We start from the raw sequence: 20,112 nt of genomic DNA, 5'->3' as shown, positions 1-20,112 counted from the left end.
CCGTACGCGAGCCCGGCGTTCCGATCGTCCGCTCCCACGCGGAACTCAGCGCTCGGGCGGCACCTGCGCGGCCCGGCCTTCTCCGGAACCGGCGGAGTCCAGGCGGCACACGCTCGCGATCTCCGGCATCAACTCGGCGAACGGCAGCGGACGTACGGCCTGCTGCATGAGGGTGCCGAGCAGGTACGAGAACAGCGCGTGGGCACGCCCGGGCGGGTCGTCGACCGGGATGTCGGCCAGCAGGTCGCGAAGCACACCGATCATCGCCTGGTGCATCCGATCGATCGGCTCGAGACGGGACTTCTGTCCCACGTCCACCCAGTAGCTGAACCACAGCAGTGCCGCGTTCGGCCGCTCGGCGAATATCTCCAGGTACGTCCGGACAGCGGCCCAGAAGCGGTCGACCGGCCGCTCGTGCTCGTCCGCGGCCGCGCGGATGCGGTCGAGGCACCCGCTCATGTGACGCGCCATCGCACCGTCGATGATCTCGTCCATGTCATCGAAGTAGTAGTGGATCGCGCTCTTGGTCAGCGGGCTGGCGTCGGCCACCGCGCGCGCCGTGCACGCGGCCAGGCCGTCGCGCGCCAGGACCTCCTTGGCCGCTTCGATGATCTGCTCCTGCTTGGCGCGCTGATTCGGCGACCACCGCCTCGCCCGGCTTTCCGAGGATGACCCCATGAGGCAGGAGCGTACTCGCTCGTTGCGTTATCAGGACGCGTGTCCTAATGTTCGGGACGCATGTCCTGATTTACGTGTGCGGACGGCACCGCACCGACGAAGAGAGGCAGTCGTGGCCCAACCGTTCTTCTTCATGGACCTCCGGACCGGCGACCTTGAGGTCTCGCGGCGTTTCTACGCCGAGTTGTTCGGCTGGACGGTCGCCGACGTCCCGGCCGGACCCGTCACCGTTCCGATGTTCGTCGACGCCGACGGCCCGTGGGGAGGCGTCACGCAGCTCGCCGACGGCGACGATCGCCGGCCGCAGTGGATTCCGTACGCGCTGGTCACCGACCTGCAGGACGCCGTCGAGCGTGCGACGGAGCTCGGCGCGACCATCGTGCGGCCGCGGGTGGACCTGCCGGCCGGTTCCGTGATCGTCATCGAGGATCCCGAAGGCGCCACGATCGCCCTGTGGGAACACGCTCCCGCCGCGAGCAGGTCATGACGCACCGCCCCGGCTACTCCTGCGCGCTCCCGCCGACGGCCGATGTCGTCGGCCGGGCCAGGCTCGCCGAGCGGCTCGGCTACCAGCGTGTCTGGCTGTTCGACTCACCGGCGCTTCACGGCGACATGTGGGTGGCGCTCGCGCGCATCGCGGCCGAGACCGATCGGATCGGGCTCGCCACCGGCGTGGCCGTACCGAGCCTGCGGCACCCGATGGTGACCGCGTCGGCCATCGGCTCCGTTCACGAGCTCGCGCCCGGCCGGTTGGCCGTCGCCTTCGGGACCGGCTACACGGCCCGGCACGCCCTGGGAACGAAGCCCATCACCTGGGCCGACCTCGCCCGCCATGTCCGGCAGGTGCGGGCGCTGCTCAGCGGCGAGGTCGTCGACATCGACGGCCGGCCGGGGCAGATGATGCACCTTCCCGGCCTCGGACCTCCGCGGCCGATCGACGTGCCCCTGTGGGTGGCGGCCTCAGGCCCGAAGGGATTCGCCACCGCACGGGACCTCGATGTGCCACGCGTCGTCATGACCGGCATGCCGCCGGAAGGTGATCGTGGCTCCCGCCTCGACTGGGCGGAGTGCGCGCTGCTCAGGTTCGGCACGGTCCTGCGGCCGGGTGAGGATCACACCAGCCCTCGCGTCATCGAGGCCGCCGGCCCCGGCTATGCCAGCATCGTTCACGCCACGTGGCAGAGCGCCGGGGAGGCCGTCGACGCCATACCCGGCGGCAAGGAGTGGCGTGCCGCGATCGAAGCCGCGCGGCCCGAGGGCCAACGCCACCTCATCGCCCATCAGGGTCACCTTTCCCGGCTGACCGAACGCGACCGTCCCCTCGTCACCGCGGCGGGACCGGCGATCCTCAAGTACGGCTGGACAGGTGACGCCGCGTCCATCGCCGCCCGGTTCGACGAGGTCGGCACCGCCGGCGTGACCGAGGTCGTGTACGTCCCGGCCGGTCCGGACGTCCCCGGCGAGCTCGAGGCGTTCGCCGAGGCGGCCTGCTCGTAAGCCGGACCGCGACGGAGTCACTGCCGCCACTGGTAGATCTGCCGGCCCGGCCCCGCCTGGATCTGCCGGTTCGTCAGCTCCCCGAACCTCTGGTATCCGAGTGGGTTCGGATGAAAGCTGCGGGTCGCCACGAACTCGCTGACGCTGAGGTCGAGCGCGTTGAGGTACGGCTGCCCGGTGCCGAGTTCGTGGCCGGTGAACGCCTGGTACGTGTCCACGAACTCCACGCTGCCCGGCTTCCGCGCCGCGACGAGACGCCGGTCGGCGTCCCGCGCGGCGAGGTAGATCGTGTTGTCGAGATCGTGCACGACCCCGTTGAGGAACCCCTGGTCGGCGGCGCCGATGTTGTCGACGGACCGCTGCGGCGCGACCGGGAACGGCCGCGGGTAGCCGAGCACGAGGACCCGCGCGTACGGCGCCCGCTGAGCGATTCCGTCGAGGGCCGAGCGGAGCGACGTGGGCAACGCGGCCATCCGCGTGCGGATGTCGGTGTCCTGGGCGCGGCACGCCGACGACCAGGGCAGCTTCACGACGCACCTCTCGACGATCTCCGAGAAGCCGATGTCATTGCCGCCGATGCTGAGCGTCACGAGGCTGGTGTCGGCCGTCAGCCGGTCGAGCTGCGGGGGCTCACCGCGCGCGTCTTCCACGCCGGCGACGGCAACCTGCATCCGCTGGTGCTGTTCGACGACGCGGTGCCGGGCGCGTTTCCGACGTTCAGCAGGTTCTCGGTGCGCGCGCCGCTGCACGCCCAGAAGCCCCCGGTCTTGGCGAACCTGTACGCCTGCGAGACCGTCGGGAAGTAGGACTGTCGCGAGCGGTGGCAGCTCTCCGCGCCACCGTTGACGTACGCGCGGTCGGAGCTCGGATTCCAGGCGCCCTCGCCGGAGGAATAGGAGTCGCCGAGAGCGACGTACCCGCCGCGCGTGGCGGCCTCCAGCGGGGTGAGCGCCCGGGGCTGCGGCTTGGGCCGCGGGCGCGGCGTCCGGCAGCCCTGCCCGAAGACCCGGCATCGCTGCGACAGCCCGACCGGCACCGCGACGACCGCGGCCAGCAGCGTCAATGCGAGAGGAAGGGCGACAAGGGCTCCACGCCGCGTACGAATCCGGCGCCACAGCGCTGCCATACCCCTGCCTTCCCGACACGAAAAATAGTCCTGTACGCCCGCTAGATCGACGCTCGTGACAGGGCCGTGGGTTCCCGGAGGAACCTTCCTTCCTGTCGGCGACGTCTTAACTGGCATGTTCGCGACCCTGACCGGGCTCGGCCTGTCCGCATCGGCCGGTCTGAACGCCTATATCCCGATCCTGGTGGTCGGTCTGCTCGCCCGCTTCACCGACGCGATCGCGCTGCCGCACCAGTTCGCGTGGATGAGCAACGGATGGGCGCTCACGGCCGTGGTGATCCTGCTCGCCGCGGAGGTCGTGCTCGACAAGGTCGCCGTCGTCGACCATGTCAACGACGCGATCCAGACGTTCGTACGGCCCGCGGCCGGCGGTGCCGTCTTCGCCGCGTCGGACGCGGCGGCGAAGGTCGACCACTCCGCATGGATGGCCGGTCATCCCTGGGTGGGCTGGGTGCTCGGCATCGTCGTCGCACTGTGCGTGCACCTCACCAAGGCCGGTGCGCGTCCCGTCATCAACGCCGGCACGGTCGGGCTCGGCACGCCCTTCGTGAGCGCGGCGGAAGACGCGATGTCACTGGGGATGAGCCTCATCGCGGTGCTGGTCCCGGCGCTCGTCATCCTGGTCCTGATCGTGTTCGCCCTGATCGGATGGCGGCTGATACGAAGAGTCCGCAGATGGCGCCGCGGACGCCGCTCGCCGGAGCGGATCGGCTGACCCGTGGAGGGACGGTACGCGCCGGCACCGGTCAACGCCTTCCGCCGTGTACGGCTGCCGGTTCCGCCGGCCCGGACGAGTACCGCATCCCCTCATCTCACAAGATGAGGGGATGCGGGTATCTCGGCTGATCTCCTTGGTGTTGCTGCTTCAGTCTCGTGAGGCGATGACGGCCGCGGAGTTGGCGCGCGAGCTGGAAGTATCCGAGCGAACGGTGTATCGGGACGTGCTGGCGCTCTCCGCGGCGGGCGTGCCCGTCTACGCCGAGCAGGGCCGAAATGGCGGCTACCGCCTGGTCGGCGGCTATCGGACCCGGTTGACCGGGCTGAGCCGCGCCGAGGCCGAGGCGCTGTTCCTTTCCGGGCTTCCCGGTCCGGTCCAGGAGATGGGGCTGGCCGATGCCGTCGCCGGTGCGCGGCTGAAGGTGATCGCGGCGCTACCGGCCGCGTTGCACGACGCCCCGGCGCGGGCCGGGCAACGGTTTCATCTGGACGTTCCCGGCTGGTTCGCCGCCGCCGATCCGCCGCCGCTCCTGGCCGACCTGGCCCAGGCGGTCTGGCGGGACCAGGCCGTCGAGCTGCGCTACCGCCGGGGCCGGGAGAACGGCCGCGAGGTGTCCCGTACGGTGCATCCGTACGGGCTCGTGCTCAAGGCGGGTGTCTGGTACCTCGTGGGGCGGGTGGGGACGGACTACCGGACCTACCGTGTGGACCGGATCGTTGCCGTCGAGTCGGCTCAGACGCCGTTCGACCGTGACGAGTCCTTCGACCTACCGGGGTTCTGGGCCGAGCACACCGCGCGGTTCGTCGCCTCGTTGCTGGCCGAGCACGTCACCATCCGGTTGAGTCCGCGGGGGATGCGAACGTTGCGGTTCGCCGTCGAACCACCCGCCTTCGAACAGGCACACGAGGCCGCCGGGAGTCCCGACGAGCAGGGGCGGGTGACCACCCGGCTGCCCGTCGAATCCCTCGACGTCGCCTATGACATGCTGCTACGGCTCGGCCCCGAGGTGGAGGTCCTCGACCCTCCGCGACTGCGCACCCGCATGGCGGAGGCGGCGGACCGGCTCGCCCGGATGTACCGGGCTCAGCGGTAACCCGTCGCATCGGCAGGCTTGCCGGCGTCCTGTACCTCGACGAGGTAGCGCCACGCGTCAGGCCGGCTTCCGTCCACATCGGTGAAGCCGTAGACACCGGCGAGCTGCCCGCTGGACAGCGACTCCCCGTTCCACCGCGCGACCTCGGGATCGGCCGCGAGCGCCGCGACCGCACGCCCCACGTAGGCAGGCGTTTCCGAGATGACGAAATGCGGTTGTCTGTCCAGCGCGTCGCGCCAGGTCGCCTCCGTGACGCCGAACGCGTCCAGCATGATCTCCGAGCGCATCCAGCCCGGTGTCAGGGAAACGGCGGTCACCCCGTACGGCGCCAGCTCCTTCGACTGCGCGAACGCCAAGCGGTTCACCGAGGTCTTGGCCAGGTCGTAGAACACGGAGATGCGGTAGTTCTCCGCGTTGTAGGCGGTGGTGCCGTCGGTGACCTCGACGACCAGACCGCCCGGTTCCCGGATCATCAGCGGCAGGGCGTAGTGGCTGGTGATGATGTGGGTGTCGATCGCCAGGCGCAGGATGCGCAGGCCTTTGTCCAGCGAGTGCTCCCACACCTTCTCGTTCCAGCCGAACAGCAGCTCGCCGCCCCAGATGTCGTTGACGAGGACGTCCAGCCGCCCGTGCCGGCGATCGATTCGCTCGATGAGGGACTTCACCTGGTCCTTCTCCAGATGATCTACCTGGACGGCGATCCCCTGACCGCCGGCGGCGGTCACGAGCTCGGCGGTCTCCTCGATCGTCTCCACCCGGTCCATCTCCGAGCGGTGTTCTCGTGTACTGCGGCCCGTCACGTAGACCGTGGCCCCCGCCGCGCCCAGCTCGACGGCGATGCCCCGGCCCGCGCCCCGTGTCGCCCCCGCGACCAGAGCGACCTTCCCTGTCAACGTGTTCTTCATGGCAGGAATGCTCACAGAAATACCTGACAGCGAACGTCTGACTTTTCGCGCGTCCGGCGTCACCAGGGGACGACGCCCTCGTCGTCGAAGAAGCCGCCGCGCGGACCGTCATCCGGCAGCGTGGCGAGCCGGATCGCGATCGCGGCCCCCTGCTCGGGCGTCCGCGGCGCGTTGAAGCCGGTGAAGTCGGTCGCCACGTAGCCGGGGCAGGCGGCGTTCACGATGACATTCGTCTCGGCGAACCGGCGGGCGTACTGTGCCGTGACGCTGTTGAGCATCGACTTCGACGGTGCGTACGCGGCCATGATCGGGCCGGTCCGCAGCGTCAGCGAGCCCATGTTGCTCGACATGTTGACGATGCGTGGGGAGTCCGCGCGGCGGAGCAGCGGAAGCATCGCGTTCGTCACCCGGACGACCCCGAACACGTTCGTGTCGAGGACGGTGCGGACGACGTCGAGGTCGAGGGTCGTCGGATCCTGCGCGCCACCGTCGGTCCGCCCGGAGATGCCCGCGTTGTTGACGAGCACGTCGAGCCGCCCTGCCCTCTGCTCGATCGTCGCCGCCGCCGCGGCGACGCTGTCGTCGGAGGTGACGTCGAGGGCGACCCCGAACGCGTCGACGCCCGCGGCGCGCAGTCGCTCGACGGCCTCCTCGCGCCTGGCGTCGTCGCGAGCCCCCACCGCGACCGTGAAGCCGAGCGCCCCGAGACCCTGCGCGACGGCGAAGCCGATTCCCTTGTTCGCGCCGGTGACCAGCGCGGTCTTCGTGTCGTTCACTCGATCCATGCTCGGCGAGCCGCGCGCTCATCGTCCAACACCGCCTCGATCCGCTGTGATACTCACCGGGTATCACTCGGTAGGCTGCTCGCGTGGACGACCTCGAGACCCGCGAGCTCCGATACTTCGTCGCCGTCGCCGAAGAACTGCACTTCGGACGCGCCGCCGATCGGCTCGGGATCGCACAACCGCCGCTCTCGCGCGCGATCCGCCGGCTGGAGCGACGGCTCGGCGTCCAGCTCTTCGACCGGAACCGTCGTGGCGTGGCGCTCACCGACGCCGGCGGAGTGCTGCTCCGGGAGGCCGGAGGGGCCCTCGACGCGGTCGCGGCCGCTGCGCGCCGGACGCGACGTGCCGGAGACCCGAAGCGGCCGCTGGTGCTCGTGACGAAGGCCGGGGCGTCCCACGAGCTGCTGCGACGGCTCCTCGACGCGCAAGCGAGCGAACCCGGTGCGGCACCGGTCGAGGTCCTCCTGTGCGAGGTCGGCGAGCAGGCACGGCTGCTCCGCGACGGGCACGCCGACGTGGCGCTCATGCATCGCCCGTTCGACGACCTCGCCGGGTTCGACACCGAGGACCTCTGCGTCGAAGGCCAGGTCGCGATCCTGCCCGCGGCGCATCCGCTCGCGTCCCGCGATCGGCTCACGCTGGCGGATGTCCGCGACGTGCCGGACCTGCCGATCGCTCGATGGCCCCGGCTCGACGGGTCCTACCCGGACGGACCCGGACCGGAGGTGCGCACCCAGTCGCAGCTCGCTCAGCTCGTGGCGCTCGGCAGAACGCTGCTGGTCATCCCCGCCTCCAGCCGTGCCTGGCAGTGGCCCGAGCACGTCGCGGTGCCCGTCGTCGACGCGCCGGAGGTCACCACGGTGATCGCATGGCCGCCGAGCAGCCGCTCCCCGGCGGTCGCGTCGCTCGTCCGCTCGGCGGCCGGGCTGCGCGACGCCGCACCGTCTTCGTCCACGGGCCGGTAAGACCCGGCCGCGCATGCCCTAAGACCTTCTAAGGCGGCTGGGGGCTCACCGGGGGGCGCGGATAGTGCATCGTCCCGATGTGCCGGTACCCCTCTTAGCCCGAATCTTGAGAGTGCGAGGCCGGACCGACCGGTTCGCACCACGAGGAGCCACGATGCACCCCGAGATTCTCAAGGCGATCATGAACGAGCACGTTCGCGACCTCAGCGCGGACGTACAGGACGCCCGCCGGGCCCGCAAGGGCCGGGCGCGGTGACGCCGCGGCCGTCTGAACACCGAGTCCCGCCCGGTCCGGAATCTCTCCGGACCCGGCGGGACTTCTCGTATGACCCGGTTCAGTCCTCGTCGGCCACGGGCTTCGCCGGCGCGGTCGGCTCAGCGGGCTCAGGATCCGCCTCGACCGGTTCGAGCACCGTCGTCTCCTCGGGACCCGCCTCGACCGGCCTCATCACCGTCGTCTCCTCGGCGTCCGCGCCGACCGGCTTCATCACCGTCGTCTCTTCGGCGTCCACCTCGGCCGGCGCGAGCACCGTCGTCGGCTGCGCGTCCGTCCCGACCGGCTCCAGCAACGCCGTGGCCTCCGCCGCTCCGGCGGTCAGGTCGGCGGGAGGCAGAAGCGGGCCGCCGATGATCAGGTCGGCGGCGCGTTCGGCGATCGCGATGGTCGGGGCGTTGGTGTTGCCGCGCGGCACGGCCGGCATCGCCGAGGCGTCCACGACCCGCAGCCCGTCGACGCCGCGGACGCGCAGCTCCGGGTCGCACACCGCGTCGTCGGTCCCGCCCATCGCGCACGTGCTGGTCGGGTGGTAGAGCGTCACGACCTCGTGCCGGATCCAGTCGGTCAGGTCGCTGCCCTCCCCCGGGCTCGCCTCGCCGCCGCTGATCCGCGCGAACGGGCGGTTGCCCGCGATCTCCCGCGCCTGACGGACGCCGGCGAGAAGCACCTCCAGGTCGGCGGTCTCCCGAAGGTACGCCGGATCGATTAGCGGCTTCCAGCGCGGATCGGCCGACCTCAGCGTGATCGTGCCGCGGCTCGCCACGGCGACCGCCGTCACGAACACCGAGATCATCCGTTCCGCCACCTCGACCAGGCCCTGGCCCACGTACGGGGTGCCGAGCACGTGGTACTGCAGGTCCGGCGCCGGCAGGCTCGGCGACGTCCGGACGAAACCGCCGGCCTCGGCGACGTTCGAGGCGTACGGCCCGCGGCCCAGCGACTGCCAGAGCAGCAGGCTCCGCAGGTTCGCGCCCTCCCAGAACGCCTTCGTGCCCGGCGTGTGCCACATGACCGGAACGATCGGGTGGTCCTGCAGGCCGGTGCCGACGGCGGGCAGGTCGGCGACGACGTCGATGTCCAGTGACCGCAGATGGTCGGCCGGGCCGAGGCCGGACAGCATCAGCAGCTGCGGCGAGTTGACCGCGCCACCGCACAGGACGACCTCGCGCTGGGCGAGCGCGTCCTCCGTGCGGCCGCCGGTCAGGTAACGTACGCCGACCGCCCGGCCCTTCTCGACCAGCACCTTCGTGGCGAGCGCGTCGGTCCGCACGGTGAGGTTCGGGCGGTCGAGCGCGGGCCGCAGGTACGCGTCGGCGGTCGACCAGCGCCGGCCGCGCCGCTGGGTCACCTGGTAGTGGCCGACGCCGTCCTGCTCGGCGCCGTTGAAGTCATCGTTGGCCGGCAGGCCGAACGCCTGCGCGGACTCGACCCACGAGCGGGTCAGCGGATGCTTGTACCGCAGGTCCTCCACCCGCAGCGGGCCGCCGACGCCGTGGTACTGCGACTCGCCGCGCTGCTGGTCCTCGGCACGGCGGAAGTACGGCAGCACGTCGGCGTACCCCCAGCCCTTGCAGCCGTACTCGTCGCGCCAGGTGTCGTAGTCGTGCCGGTGACCGCGGATGTAGATCATCGCGTTCGTCGACGAGCTGCCGCCGAGCGTGCGGCCGCGCGGCCAGTAGACGCCGCGCCCGTGCGCGTTCTCCTGCGGTGTCGTCGTGAAGTCCCAGTCGTACGGGCCCTTGAACAGGGTCTGCAGCCCGGCCGGGATGTGGATCTCGGCTGCGTCGTCCGGCGGTCCGGCCTCCAGGAGCAGGACACGCGCGCTGGAGTCCGCGCTCAGCCGGTTGGCGAGCACGCAGCCCGCGCTGCCGGCACCGACGATGATGTAGTCGTACACGGCCGCCTCCGGGGCGTGGGGGAACCTCGGCAAACCATACCGATATCGGGACGTACGAGGTCAGTGCACCGAACGCGATTCTAGAGAAACAGACGTAGATCCGCAGCACGAGTGGGTCACGGCATCTGGCCGGGGGATGACTGCCGTGTCAATCTCAGGTGCATTACCTCCGCTTTACCCGTTAGAAGGGGCGCTCGTGCGCACAATCGCCATCGGTACCCTCATCGGCCTCGCCGCCGTCTCGGTCGCCACCGCGGCTCCCGCCGACGCGGCCGGCCACGCCCGCCTGGACCGGCTGGTCAAGCTGCAGGACATCCGCAGACACCAGCACGACCTGCAGACCATCGCCACGTACAACGGCGGCACCCGCGCCGCCGGCGAGCCCGGCTTCGAGGTCTCGACCCAGTACGTCGTCAAGCAGCTGAAGAAGGCGGGTTACCAGCCCACCGTCCAGGACTTCCCGTTCGCGTACTACAAGGAGAAGACCCCGGCCGTCTTCGAGCGCCCCGGCGGGCCGACCTACAAGTACGGCACCGACTTCGAGACGCTGGACTACTCCGGTTCGGGCGACGTCACCGCGGTGGCCCGCGCCATCGACCCGGACGGCGCCGGAGTGGGCAGCGGCTGTGAGCCGGCCGACTTCACCGGGCTCGCCAAGGGCGAGATCGCGCTGGTCAAGCGGGGCGGCTGCACTTTCGCCGACAAGGCCAGCAACGCGCAGACCGCCGGCGCCGCCGCCATCGCGATCTACAACGACGGCACCGCACCGGACCGGACGGGACCGGTCTCCGGCACGGCGGGACAGGCCTGGCGGATCCCGGTCATCGGCCCGAGCTTCCAGCTCGGCACCGACCTGGTGAAGGCGGCGGCCGCGGGCACCCTGACGCTGCACGTCAAGACCAGCACGATCAATGAGCAGCGCATCGCGCACAACGTGATCGCCGACACCGAACGCGGCCGCGACGACAACGTGGTCGTCATGGGCGCCCACCTCGACAGCGTCACCAAGGGCCCCGGCATCAACGACAACGGCAGCGGCACCGCCACGGCGCTCACCGTCGCCGAGCAGATCGGCCGGCTCGGCGACCAGATCAAGAACAAGGTCCGGTTCGCGTTCTGGGGCGCCGAAGAAGAGGGGCTGCTCGGCTCCACGTACTACGTGACGCACCTGACCGCCGCCCAGCGCGCCACGATCGCGCTGAACCTCAACTTCGACATGCTGGGCTCGCCCAACGGCCGCCGGGGCGTCTACGACGGCGACGACTCCGAAGGCGCCGGCACCAACCCGCCCGCCGGCTCCGGCGCGATCGAGAAGGTCTTCCTGGAGTACTTCGGCGCGCGCAAGCTGCAGACGTCGCCGAGCACCTTCGACGGGCGCTCGGACTACGGGCCGTTCATCGACAACGGGATCCCGGCCGGCGGGCTCGACTCCGGCGCCGAGAAGCTCAAGACCGCCGAGGAGGCCAAGATCTACGGCGGCGAGGCCGGCCAGCCGTACGACGGCTGCTACCACCAGGCCTGCGACACCTACGCCAACAACAACGACACGATCCTGGACCAGCTCGCCGACGGCGCCGCGCACGCCGTCCAGGTGTTCGCCAAGAGCACGCTGCCGGTCAACGGCGACCACGCCACGGCCCGTACGGCCCTGCTGCCACAGGCGAAGCGCGCGCCCGCGAACCTGGTCACCGGCTGAGCGAGGGCGTACCCCGGCCGCTCCGCGCGGTGCGGCCGGGGGCACGCGATATCGTGGCGCCCGGCACGCCCCCGAGGTCCGCCGGGCGCCACTTGTCAGGCCGGCCCGCGCGAACGGCTACGGAACGGCTGTCACCTGGGAAGACGCACCAGACGCCACCCGACGTTGCCTACACCGGCGAATCGATTCTCTAGGGTGGGTGACATGGCCAAGGACCGCGACGACCAGCCGGTCGTGCTCTCGAAGATCTACACCCGCACCGGTGACGACGGCACGACCAACCTCGGCGACATGAGCCGTACCGCCAAGACCGACCCACGGCTCGTCGCGTACGCGGACGTCGACGAGGCCAACAGCGCGATCGGCGCGGCGATCTCCCTCGGCGGCCTGCCCGGCGCGATCGCCGCCGTCCTGCGGCGGGTGCAGAACGAGCTGTTCGACGTCGGCGCGGACCTGTGCACGCCGGTCGTGGAGAGCCCGGAGTTCCCACCGCTGCGGGTCACCGAGGAGTACGTCACCCGGCTGGAGGCGGACTGCGACGAGCACAACGAGGGCCTGCCGACGCTGCGCAGCTTCATCCTGCCGGGCGGCACGCCGGGCGGCGCGCTGCTCCACGTGGCCCGCACGGTCGTACGGCGGGCGGAGCGCTCGACGTGGGCGGCCTTCGAGGCGCACGACGACATGAACCCGCTGACCGCCCGCTACCTCAACCGCCTGTCCGACCTGCTGTTCATCCTGGGCCGCCTCGCCAACGCCGAGACCGGCGACATCCTCTGGAAACCCGGCGGCGAACGCTAGAGCTCGCCCGCCGCCCGGTGCGGGTCGCCTCCGGCCCGTTCCATCAGGGCCTCCACCGACCAGATGAGTGTGCCTCCGGCGCCGGTCGTCCGCAGCGTGAGCCCCGTCTCGAGCAGCGTGGAGAACACCGTGGGGTCCGCCGCCGGGCTCCGGTCGTACACGGCGTCGAGCAGCGCCGCGGCGAAGTCGTCCCGCCGCAGCCGTGCCGCCGGGTCGCACTCCCGCAATGCCGTCGCGACCGGAGCAGAGGCCGCGTCGTACCCGGCCAGGTGCGGCAGCAGCGCCGGGTCGCGCAGGCACGCGGCGGCCTCCAGCCCCCACGAATAGATGCCCTGCTCCGCGTCGAGGAGCTCGATGACGAGGGCGGTGGCCCGGGGATCGCGCCGCCGCGCCAGTCCGAAGACCGCCTCGGCGTGCACGTCCTCGCCGTCGTCGCCGACCCGTGCCCAGAGCGCCTCCCGTACGGCGGGCGTGTCGGCGTCGGTCTGGCTGCCGAGGCCGAAGGTCGCCCAGTTCCGTACCTGCGGATCGGGATCGGCGGTGAGCCGGATCAGCGCGCCGGCCACCGCCTCTCCGGCCGGCATCGAGGGCAGTGCCTGGGCCGCCTTGAGGCGGACGTCGGGGTCCGGATGCGCGGACAGGAAGACCAGGACGGGCTCGGCCCGGTGGTCGAATGTGCTGCCGAGGGCCTGCGCGATCGACCAGAGCACGTCGACATCGGTCTCGGACGGCGCGAGAGTGAGCAGTGCGGACGCGGCGTCCGCGCGGACCGTCTCGTGCCGTTCACTGGCGCGGCCCAGCAGGTCACACCCGACCGCGCGGACCACCGGATCGGGTGAGGCGAGCAGGTCCACGCCGGCCAGGAGCGACGCCGGCCCGTCCTGCGCCATCTCGCCGAGGACCGCCCAGACGGGCGTGTAGTCGTCGTCCCCGACGTCTCGGGCCAGCTCGACGGCCCGGCCGACCAGATCCTCCACCCCGGCATCCTCACCGGCCGGGCGCCCTGATGCCAGCGGTTTTCCGGCGTCTCAGTTGAGCGACGAGCCCGGCGGGGAGGCCTCCAGCCAGGCCAGGAAGCCGGTCAGGGCGGCGCCGCTCATCGCGAGCTCGACGGTGAGCCCGTCGTCGCGTACCTCGACGATGCCCGTGTCCGGCTGGAGAGCGGCCTCTTCTTCGGCCTTCGGCGTGCGGCGGCCGGCGACGACGAGGCCCCGGCGGTGAACCACCCGCCGGGGCCTGAACCGAAAACCGAAGATCGCGAACCAGAGCAACTCGTCACCGTTGTAGCGGCCGATGCCCAGCCGCCACACGCCGCGGCCGTCCGGCTCGCGCAGGCTGCACTCCACCGTGCCGCCACGGCGTTCGAGCAGCCAGCGTCGTACCGAGAGCATGGCGAACACGACGATGACCGCCAGCAGGGCGGCGGCAAGGGCCGCCCCCACATCGAGTGCCAGGTGCCCGCCCACTCCCCCCTGCTTCCCCCGCGGAGATCGGTGCCGATCAGACTTCTTGGCCGGCGGCCCTCAGCCGCGCCCGCGCGCGGCGCTGCGCCGCGGCGGCCTCCTCGCCCTCCTGCGCCGACACGCGTTCGTACTCCTCGCGGGCGGCGCGGACATCGATCTCGCCGCCCAGCTCGGCGTACTCCGCGAGTACCGACACCTCGTTGGAGGCGACCGAGAAGAACCCGCCGGAGACCATCGCCGCGACGGGATCACCGCCGTCGGACGGGTGGATGCGCACCACGCTGCCGTCCACCATCACGCCGAGGACCGGCGCGTGGCCGGGCAGGATGCCCATCTCACCCTCGATGGTCTTGGCCACGACCATATCGGCTTCGCCGGCCCAGATCTCGCGCTCCGGCGAGACCAGCTCCACGCGTAGCTTTGCCACTTCGTTCTCCTCCGAACGGCTCTGAGCTACTTCTGGAGCTCCTGGGCCTTCTTCTCGGCCTGCTCGATGCCGCCGACCATGAAGAACGCCTGTTCCGGCAGGTGGTCGTACTTACCCTCGGTGATCGCCTTGAAGGACGCGATCGTCTCGCTCAGCGGGACGTTCTCGCCGACCTGGCCGGTGAACGCCTCGGCCATGTACATCGGGTGGGACAGGAACCGCTCGATGCGGCGCGCCCGCTCCACCGTGACCTTGTCCTCTTCGGAGAGCTCGTCGATGCCGAGCAGGGAGATGATGTCCTGCAGCTCCTTGTAGCGCTGAAGGATCCGCTTCACCTCCTGGGCGACGTCGTAGTGCTCCTGGCCGAGGATGACCGGGTCCATGATCCGCGACGTGGAGTCGAGCGGGTCCACCGCAGGGTAGATGCCCTTCTCCGTGATCGCACGCGAGAGCACCGTGGTGGCGTCGAGGTGCGCGAACGTGGTGTGCGGCGCCGGGTCGGTGATGTCGTCCGCGGGCACGTAGATCGCCTGCATCGAGGTGATCGAGTGACCGCGGGTCGAGGTGATCCGCTCCTGCAGCTCGCCCATCTCGTCGGCGAGGGTCGGCTGGTAACCCACCGCGGAGGGCATACGGCCCAGCAGCGTGGAGACCTCCGAACCCGCCTGGGTGAACCGGAAGATGTTGTCGATGAACAGCAGCACGTCCTGGTTCTGGACGTCGCGGAAGTACTCCGCCATGGTCAGCGCGGACAGCGCCACCCGCAGACGGGTGCCCGGCGGCTCGTCCATCTGGCCGAAGACGAGGGCGGTGTCCTTGAGGACGTTCGCCTCCTCCATCTCCAGCAGCAGGTCGGTGCCCTCACGAGTGCGCTCGCCGACGCCCGCGAACACCGAGGTGCCCCGGTGGTTACGGGCGACACGGGTGATCATCTCCTGGATGAGCACCGTCTTGCCCACGCCCGCGCCGCCGAACAGGCCGATCTTGCCGCCCTTGACGTACGGGGTGAGCAGGTCGATGACCTTGATGCCGGTCTCGAGGATCTCGGTCTTGCTCTCGAGCTGGTCGAACGCCGGCGCGTGCCGGTGGATCGGCCAGCGCTCGGTGACCTCCAGCGAGGCGGTCGGCACGTCGAGGGACTCGCCGATCGTGTTGAAGACGTGGCCCTTGACCCCGTCGCCGACCGGCACCGAGATGGCCGCACCCGTGTCGATCACCGGGGCGCCGCGGACGACGCCGTCGGTCGGCTGGAGCGAGATGGCGCGGACCATGTTGTCGCCGATGTGCTGGGCGACCTCCAGGGTCAGCTTGCGCTCCTGGCCGCCGAGCGTGACGTTGATGTGCAGTGCGTTGTAGATGTCGGGCATCGTGTCGACGGAGAACTCGACATCGACGACGGCACCCGTGACACGGGCGACGCGACCCGTCGCCGTGGAGGTGGCGGTCTCTTCAACCGAAGCAGTCATGGTGGCTCTCACTCACTCCCCGCGGACGTCTCGGCCAGCGCGTTCGCGCCACCGACGATCTCGCTGATTTCCTGCGTGATCTCGGCCTGGCGAGCCTGGTTGGCCACCCGCGTCAGGTTCTGGATCACATCGTTGGCGTTGTCGGTCGCCGACTTCATGGCCCGCCGGCGCTGGGCGTGCTCGGACGCGGCCGCCTGGAGCAGCATGTGCCAGATCCGGCTCTCGATGTAGTTCGGCAGGAGCGCGTCGAGGACGGCCTGGGCCGACGGCTCGAAGTCGTACGCCGGCAGCGCGCCGTGGCTCCGCTGCTCCTCGGGGAGGTCTTCGGCCTCCTCGATCTCCAGCGGCAGCAGACGGTGCACCTGGGCGGTCTGCGTCAGCATGGACACGAACTCGGTGTAGACGACGTGGATCTCGCCCACGCCGCCCTCCTCGACCGGCTTGCCGAACTCCTCGACGAGCGTGCGCCCGATCGTCTCGGCGTTCTCGAACCGCGGGTTGTCGCTGAACCCGGTCCACTCCTCGGCGTACTCACGCTCGCGGAAGCGGTACCAGCCGACACCCTTGCGTCCGACGATGTACGGGACGGGCTCCTTGCCCTGCTCCCGCAGCAGGGTCATCAGACCCTCGGCCTCACGGATGACGTTGGCGTTGTAGCCGCCGGCGAAGCCGCGGTCGCTCGTGATCAGCAGCACCGCGGCCCGCTTGCTCTCGGGCCGCTCCGCCAGGAGCGGGTGGCTGACGCCGACGTTGTGGCTGACCAGCGCGGAGATGGCCCGCGTGATCTGCCGGGCGTACGGCCCCGACTCCCGCACCCGCTGCTGTGCCTTGACGATCCGCGACGAGGCGATGAGCTCCTGCGCACGCGTGATCTTCGCCATCGACTTCGTCGAGGCGATGCGGCGCCGTACGACCCGAAGCTGGGCACCCATCGGCTACTTCTTCCTCACGCGGGTGATCTTCTCCTGCTCAACGTCCTCCGCGTCGATCGCCTCGACCGTCTCCTCCTGCACCAGGAGACCGTGGCTGGTCGTCTCGAAGCCCTTCTTGAACTCGGAGATGAGATCCTTGAGCTTCGTCGCGGTGTCGTCCTCGAACTTGCCGGTCTCCCGGATCGTCTCGAGCAGGCCACTGTCGGTGCGCTTGATGTAGTCGAGGAACTCGGCCTCGAAGCGACGGATGTCCTCGATCGGCACCTCGTCCAGCTCACCGGTGGTGCCGGCCCAGATCGAGACGACCTGCTCCTCCATCGGGAACGGGGCGTTCTGCGGCTGCTTGAGCAGCTCGACCAGGCGGGCGCCGCGGTCGAGCTGGGCGCGCGAGGCCGCGTCGAGGTCGGACGCGAACGCCGCGAACGCCTCCAGGTCGCGGTACTGCGACAGGAACAGCTTCAGGTTGCTCGTGGCCTTCCTCATCGCCTTGGTCATCGCGGCGCCGCCGACGCGGGACACCGAGATACCGACGTTGATGGCCGGGCGGACACCCTGGTTGAACAGGTCGGTCTCCAGGAAGACCTGCCCGTCCGTGATGGAGATGACGTTGGTCGGGATGTAGGCGGAGACGTCGTTGCCCTTGGTCTCGATGATCGGCAGACCCGTCATCGAACCGGCGCCCAGGTCGTCGGAGAGCTTCGCGCAGCGCTCCAGCAGACGCGAGTGGAGGTAGAAGACGTCACCGGGGTACGCCTCGCGGCCCGGCGGGCGCCGCAGCAGCAGCGAGATCGCGCGGTAGGACTCCGCCTGCTTGGACAGGTCGTCGAACACGATCAGGACGTGCTTGCCCTCGTACATCCAGTGCTGGCCGATGGCCGAGCCGGTGTAGGGGGCGATGTACTTGTAGCCCGCGGGCTCGGAGGCCGGCGCCGCCACGATCGTGGTGTACTCCAGCGCGCCGGCGTCCTGCAGCGTGGCCCGCACCTGCGCGATCGTCGAGCCCTTCTGGCCGACGGCGACGTAGATGCAGCGCACCTGCTTGCTCGGGTCGCCGCTCTCCCACGCCTGCTTCTGGTTCAGGATCGTGTCGATCGCGACGGTGGTCTTGCCGGTCTGCCGGTCACCGATGATCAGCTGGCGCTGGCCACGGCCGATCGGCGTGAGGGCGTCGATCGCCTTGATGCCCGTCTGCAGCGGCTCGCTCACGGGCTGGCGCTGCATGACGCCGGGCGCCTGCAGCTCGAGCTCGCGGCGACCGCTCGTCTCGATCGGGCCCTTGCCGTCGATGGGGTTGCCGAGGGAGTCCACGACGCGGCCGAGGTAGCCGTCGCCGATCGGGACCGACAGGACCTCGCCGGTGCGGCGGACCTGCTGGCCTTCTTCGATAGTGGAGAAATCGCCCAGGATGACGACACCGATCTGCCGAACGTCAAGGTTCAGCGCGATGCCGCGCGTGCCGTCCTCGAACTCAAGAAGCTCGTTCGCCATGGCCGAGGGAAGACCCTCGACGAAGGCGATGCCGTCGAAGCACTCGACGACGGTCCCGACCTCTTCGCTCGCGGCCGCCTCCGGCTCGTACGCCTGGACGAAGCGCTCGAGCGCACTCCGGATCTCCTCCGGCCGGATCGTCAGCTCCGCCATTCTTCTTCGTCTCTCTCCGTGAGTTCGATGCTTGGTCAGCTCGCCCGCTCGATGCGCCGGCGGATGTCGCCCAGCCTGCGCACGATGGTGCCGTCGATTTCCTCATCCCCCACTCGGATGGACATTCCACCCAAAACGGAGGGATCAACCTCGATGTTCAGCTGAACATCGCGGCCGTACTGCGCCGAGAGCACGGCGTTGAGCCGCGCCTTCTGCTGCTCGCTCAGGTCCACCGCGGTCCGGACGACCGCGATCAGGCGGTTGCGACGCTCGGCGGCGATGCGACCGAACTCCGCGAGCACACGCTCCAGACTACGTCCTCGGGCATGTGTCACCGCCTCGGTGACCAGCCGCAACGTCGCCGGGGTCGTCTTGCCCTCCAGCAGCTCGGTCACCAGCACGGCCTTGCGCTCACCCGACACGCGATGATCGACGAGCACGCCGCGCAGCTCCGGCTGCGCCTCGACGATGCGGCCGAAGCGGAACAGCTCGTCCTCGAGGTCGTCGAGCCGGCCCGCCGCCTCAGCGCTCGCCACCTCCGCGACCACGGCGAACCGCTCGATCGCGTCGGTGAGGTCGATCGAGCGTCCCCACCGCAGTCGTGCGAGCTCGGCGACGAACTCGGCGACCGGGCGAGACACCTTGCCGTCGAGCACCGCCAAGGCGAGCCCGGCCCGCTGGTCGGCCGGCCGGGCCGGGTCCGCGAGCGCCCGCCGGAGCACGTGCTCACGGTCGAGCAGCCGCAGCACCGCGAACAGCTCGTCGCCGATCGCGCCGGCGTCACCCGCCGACAGCACGGCCTCGAACCGCTCACCGGCCTCTGCCAGCGAAGCCCTACTCGCGCCCCTCATCTAGGCCTCCGCCCGTGCCCGGTCCTCGAGCTGGTCGAGGAACCGGTCGACGGTGCCGCGCCGGCGGGCCTCGTCCTCAAGGGACTCGCCCACGATGCGGCTCGCCAGGTCGACGGCCAGCTCACCGATCTCGGTGCGCAGCCGCGTGAAGGCCTGCTGGCGGTCGGCCTCGATCTGGGCGTGCGCCTGGTCGATGACGCGCTGCGCCTCGGTCTGAGCCTGCTCGCGCATCTCAGCGATGATCTGCGCGCCCTGCTCGCGGGCCTCCTCGCGGAGACGAGCGGCCTCGTGCCGCGCCTCGGCGAGTTGCTCCTTGTACTGCTCGAGCACCCGCTGGGCCTCGTCCTGCGCCTCTTCGGCCCGCTTGATGCCGCCCTCGATCGCGTCGGTGCGCTCGGCGAGGGTCTGCTGGATCCGCGGGATCAGCATCTTGCCGAGGACGAAGAGCACGATGAGGAACGCGATCGTGCCGAAGATCATCTCGGCCGCGTCGGGGAGCAGAGGGTTCGGGTTCTTCTCCGCGGCGGCGACGAACCCGGCGGCGTGTTCGGCCAACATCATGGCGTGCACAGCCTTCCGTCAGAGTCGGACCTCGGTCAGGAGGTGTAGATGAACGGCGCGACCAGGCCGATCAGGGCGAGCGCCTCACTGAAGGCGAAGCCCAGCAGCATGTTCGTGCGGATGGTGCTCGTCAGCTCCGGCTGGCGGGCGATGGCGTTGACGCCCTGACCGAAGACGATGCCGACGCCGATGCCCGGGCCGATGGCGGACAGGCCGTAGCCCATCGCCTTGAGGCCGGGGTTGATGTTGGTGGTGGCTTCGGCGAGGAAAGACATTCGGATTCCTTTTCGCTAGGCCGGCGGTCGTCTCCGCCGGTCACGTGTTGACGTTCGCGGT

Annotated in this window: 22 protein-coding genes; 7 read left to right on the top strand and 15 right to left on the bottom strand. The window is 70.4% G+C overall.

The window, feature by feature from the left end; all coding sequences use genetic code 11:
* Window positions 1-45 precede the first annotated feature (45 nt).
* Window positions 46-678, bottom strand: a complete 633-nt coding sequence (locus tag QSK37_RS27305; protein ID WP_285626464.1) for a TetR/AcrR family transcriptional regulator — start codon at window positions 676-678, stop codon at window positions 46-48.
* Window positions 679-790: 112 nt separating this feature from the next.
* Here QSK37_RS27305 and QSK37_RS27300 point away from each other — a divergent pair, with 112 nt between their 5' ends.
* Both QSK37_RS27300 and QSK37_RS27295 read left to right on the top strand, forming a co-directional pair.
* Window positions 791-1,165: a VOC family protein gene (locus QSK37_RS27300; protein WP_285626462.1), complete on the top strand. Its 375-nt coding sequence runs from the start codon at window positions 791-793 to the stop codon at window positions 1,163-1,165.
* On the top strand, window positions 1,132-2,175 hold the full coding sequence (locus QSK37_RS27295) for an LLM class flavin-dependent oxidoreductase (protein WP_285626460.1): 1,044 nt from the start codon (window positions 1,132-1,134) through the stop codon (window positions 2,173-2,175). Before QSK37_RS27300 ends, QSK37_RS27295 begins: the two co-directional genes overlap by 34 nt.
* A gap of 17 nt (window positions 2,176-2,192) precedes the next feature.
* Here the strand turns inward: QSK37_RS27295 and QSK37_RS27290 are convergent, their stop codons facing one another.
* Complete coding sequence (locus QSK37_RS27290) at window positions 2,193-2,825, bottom strand: SGNH/GDSL hydrolase family protein (RefSeq protein ID WP_285626458.1); 633 nt, start codon at window positions 2,823-2,825, stop codon at window positions 2,193-2,195.
* Window positions 2,783-3,238: an SGNH/GDSL hydrolase family protein gene (locus tag QSK37_RS27285; protein ID WP_285626456.1), complete on the bottom strand. Its 456-nt coding sequence runs from the start codon at window positions 3,236-3,238 to the stop codon at window positions 2,783-2,785. The genes QSK37_RS27290 and QSK37_RS27285 overlap by 43 nt, the downstream gene beginning before the upstream one ends.
* Window positions 3,239-3,416: 178 nt before the next feature.
* Between QSK37_RS27285 and QSK37_RS27280 the strand changes: the two genes are divergently transcribed.
* Window positions 3,417-4,016 (top strand): DUF4126 domain-containing protein, encoded by a 600-nt coding sequence (locus QSK37_RS27280; RefSeq protein ID WP_285579666.1) that lies wholly within the window; start codon window positions 3,417-3,419, stop codon window positions 4,014-4,016.
* A gap of 112 nt (window positions 4,017-4,128) precedes the next feature.
* Window positions 4,129-5,112 carry a helix-turn-helix transcriptional regulator gene (locus QSK37_RS27275; RefSeq protein ID WP_285626453.1) on the top strand — a complete coding sequence of 328 codons (984 nt, stop codon included), beginning with the start codon at window positions 4,129-4,131 and terminating at the stop codon, window positions 5,110-5,112.
* Here QSK37_RS27275 and QSK37_RS27270 read toward each other — a convergent pair.
* Window positions 5,103-6,017, bottom strand: coding sequence for an SDR family oxidoreductase (locus QSK37_RS27270; RefSeq protein ID WP_285579664.1), 915 nt, complete (start codon window positions 6,015-6,017; stop codon window positions 5,103-5,105). The two genes, QSK37_RS27275 and QSK37_RS27270, sit on opposite strands and share 10 nt — an antisense overlap.
* A gap of 59 nt (window positions 6,018-6,076) precedes the next feature.
* On the bottom strand, window positions 6,077-6,802 hold the full coding sequence (locus QSK37_RS27265) for an SDR family oxidoreductase (RefSeq protein WP_285626450.1): 726 nt from the start codon (window positions 6,800-6,802) through the stop codon (window positions 6,077-6,079).
* Window positions 6,803-6,885: 83 nt separating this feature from the next.
* On the opposite strand from QSK37_RS27265, the gene QSK37_RS27260 reads away from it, so the two are divergent.
* Window positions 6,886-7,767: a LysR family transcriptional regulator gene (locus QSK37_RS27260; RefSeq protein ID WP_285626448.1), complete on the top strand. Its 882-nt coding sequence runs from the start codon at window positions 6,886-6,888 to the stop codon at window positions 7,765-7,767.
* Between the two features lie 335 nt (window positions 7,768-8,102).
* Here QSK37_RS27260 and QSK37_RS27255 read toward each other — a convergent pair whose 3' ends face one another.
* Window positions 8,103-9,941: a GMC family oxidoreductase gene (locus QSK37_RS27255; RefSeq protein ID WP_432705610.1), complete on the bottom strand. Its 1,839-nt coding sequence runs from the start codon at window positions 9,939-9,941 to the stop codon at window positions 8,103-8,105.
* Window positions 9,942-10,137: 196 nt separating this feature from the next.
* On the opposite strand from QSK37_RS27255, the gene QSK37_RS27250 reads away from it, so the two are divergent.
* On the top strand, window positions 10,138-11,637 hold the full coding sequence (locus QSK37_RS27250) for a M20/M25/M40 family metallo-hydrolase (protein WP_285626444.1): 1,500 nt from the start codon (window positions 10,138-10,140) through the stop codon (window positions 11,635-11,637).
* A 204-nt stretch (window positions 11,638-11,841) separates the two neighbouring features.
* Window positions 11,842-12,435, top strand: coding sequence for a cob(I)yrinic acid a,c-diamide adenosyltransferase (locus QSK37_RS27245; RefSeq protein WP_285626442.1), 594 nt, complete (start codon window positions 11,842-11,844; stop codon window positions 12,433-12,435).
* Here the strand turns inward: QSK37_RS27245 and QSK37_RS27240 are convergent.
* The 9 genes from QSK37_RS27240 to atpE are packed head-to-tail and all read right to left on the bottom strand — an operon-like array spanning window position 12,432 to window position 20,051.
* A complete protein-coding gene (locus tag QSK37_RS27240) occupies window positions 12,432-13,412 on the bottom strand; it encodes a HEAT repeat domain-containing protein (RefSeq protein WP_285626440.1) in 981 nt (326 codons plus the stop codon). The genes QSK37_RS27245 and QSK37_RS27240 overlap by 4 nt on opposite strands.
* Window positions 13,413-13,463: 51 nt before the next feature.
* A complete protein-coding gene (locus QSK37_RS27235) occupies window positions 13,464-13,901 on the bottom strand; it encodes a DUF2550 domain-containing protein (RefSeq protein ID WP_285579657.1) in 438 nt (145 codons plus the stop codon).
* Window positions 13,902-13,935: 34 nt separating this feature from the next.
* On the bottom strand, window positions 13,936-14,325 hold the full coding sequence (locus tag QSK37_RS27230) for a F0F1 ATP synthase subunit epsilon (RefSeq protein ID WP_285626438.1): 390 nt from the start codon (window positions 14,323-14,325) through the stop codon (window positions 13,936-13,938).
* Window positions 14,326-14,351: 26 nt separating this feature from the next.
* Window positions 14,352-15,791 (bottom strand): F0F1 ATP synthase subunit beta, encoded by a 1,440-nt coding sequence (gene atpD / locus QSK37_RS27225; protein WP_285626436.1) that lies wholly within the window; start codon window positions 15,789-15,791, stop codon window positions 14,352-14,354.
* An 8-nt stretch (window positions 15,792-15,799) separates the two neighbouring features.
* Entirely contained in the window at window positions 15,800-16,723 is a 924-nt protein-coding gene (locus QSK37_RS27220; RefSeq protein ID WP_285626433.1) for a F0F1 ATP synthase subunit gamma, read from the bottom strand.
* A 3-nt stretch (window positions 16,724-16,726) separates the two neighbouring features.
* Window positions 16,727-18,364 (bottom strand): F0F1 ATP synthase subunit alpha, encoded by a 1,638-nt coding sequence (gene atpA, locus QSK37_RS27215; RefSeq protein ID WP_285626430.1) that lies wholly within the window; start codon window positions 18,362-18,364, stop codon window positions 16,727-16,729.
* Between the two features lie 35 nt (window positions 18,365-18,399).
* Window positions 18,400-19,215 (bottom strand): F0F1 ATP synthase subunit delta, encoded by an 816-nt coding sequence (locus QSK37_RS27210; RefSeq protein WP_285626427.1) that lies wholly within the window; start codon window positions 19,213-19,215, stop codon window positions 18,400-18,402.
* Complete coding sequence (locus tag QSK37_RS27205) at window positions 19,216-19,773, bottom strand: F0F1 ATP synthase subunit B (RefSeq protein ID WP_432705609.1); 558 nt, start codon at window positions 19,771-19,773, stop codon at window positions 19,216-19,218.
* 38 nt (window positions 19,774-19,811) lie between these two features.
* Complete coding sequence (gene atpE, locus QSK37_RS27200) at window positions 19,812-20,051, bottom strand: ATP synthase F0 subunit C (protein ID WP_285626421.1); 240 nt, start codon at window positions 20,049-20,051, stop codon at window positions 19,812-19,814.
* Between the last annotated feature and the right edge of the window lie 61 nt (window positions 20,052-20,112).

The organism is Actinoallomurus iriomotensis (assembly GCF_030269445.1).
In the GTDB taxonomy this organism is placed as follows: Bacteria; Actinomycetota; Actinomycetes; order Streptosporangiales; family Streptosporangiaceae; genus Actinoallomurus; species Actinoallomurus iriomotensis.
The sequence above is the reverse complement of the archived record's forward strand: the minus strand, read 5'-3'. Positions and strand labels throughout refer to the sequence as shown.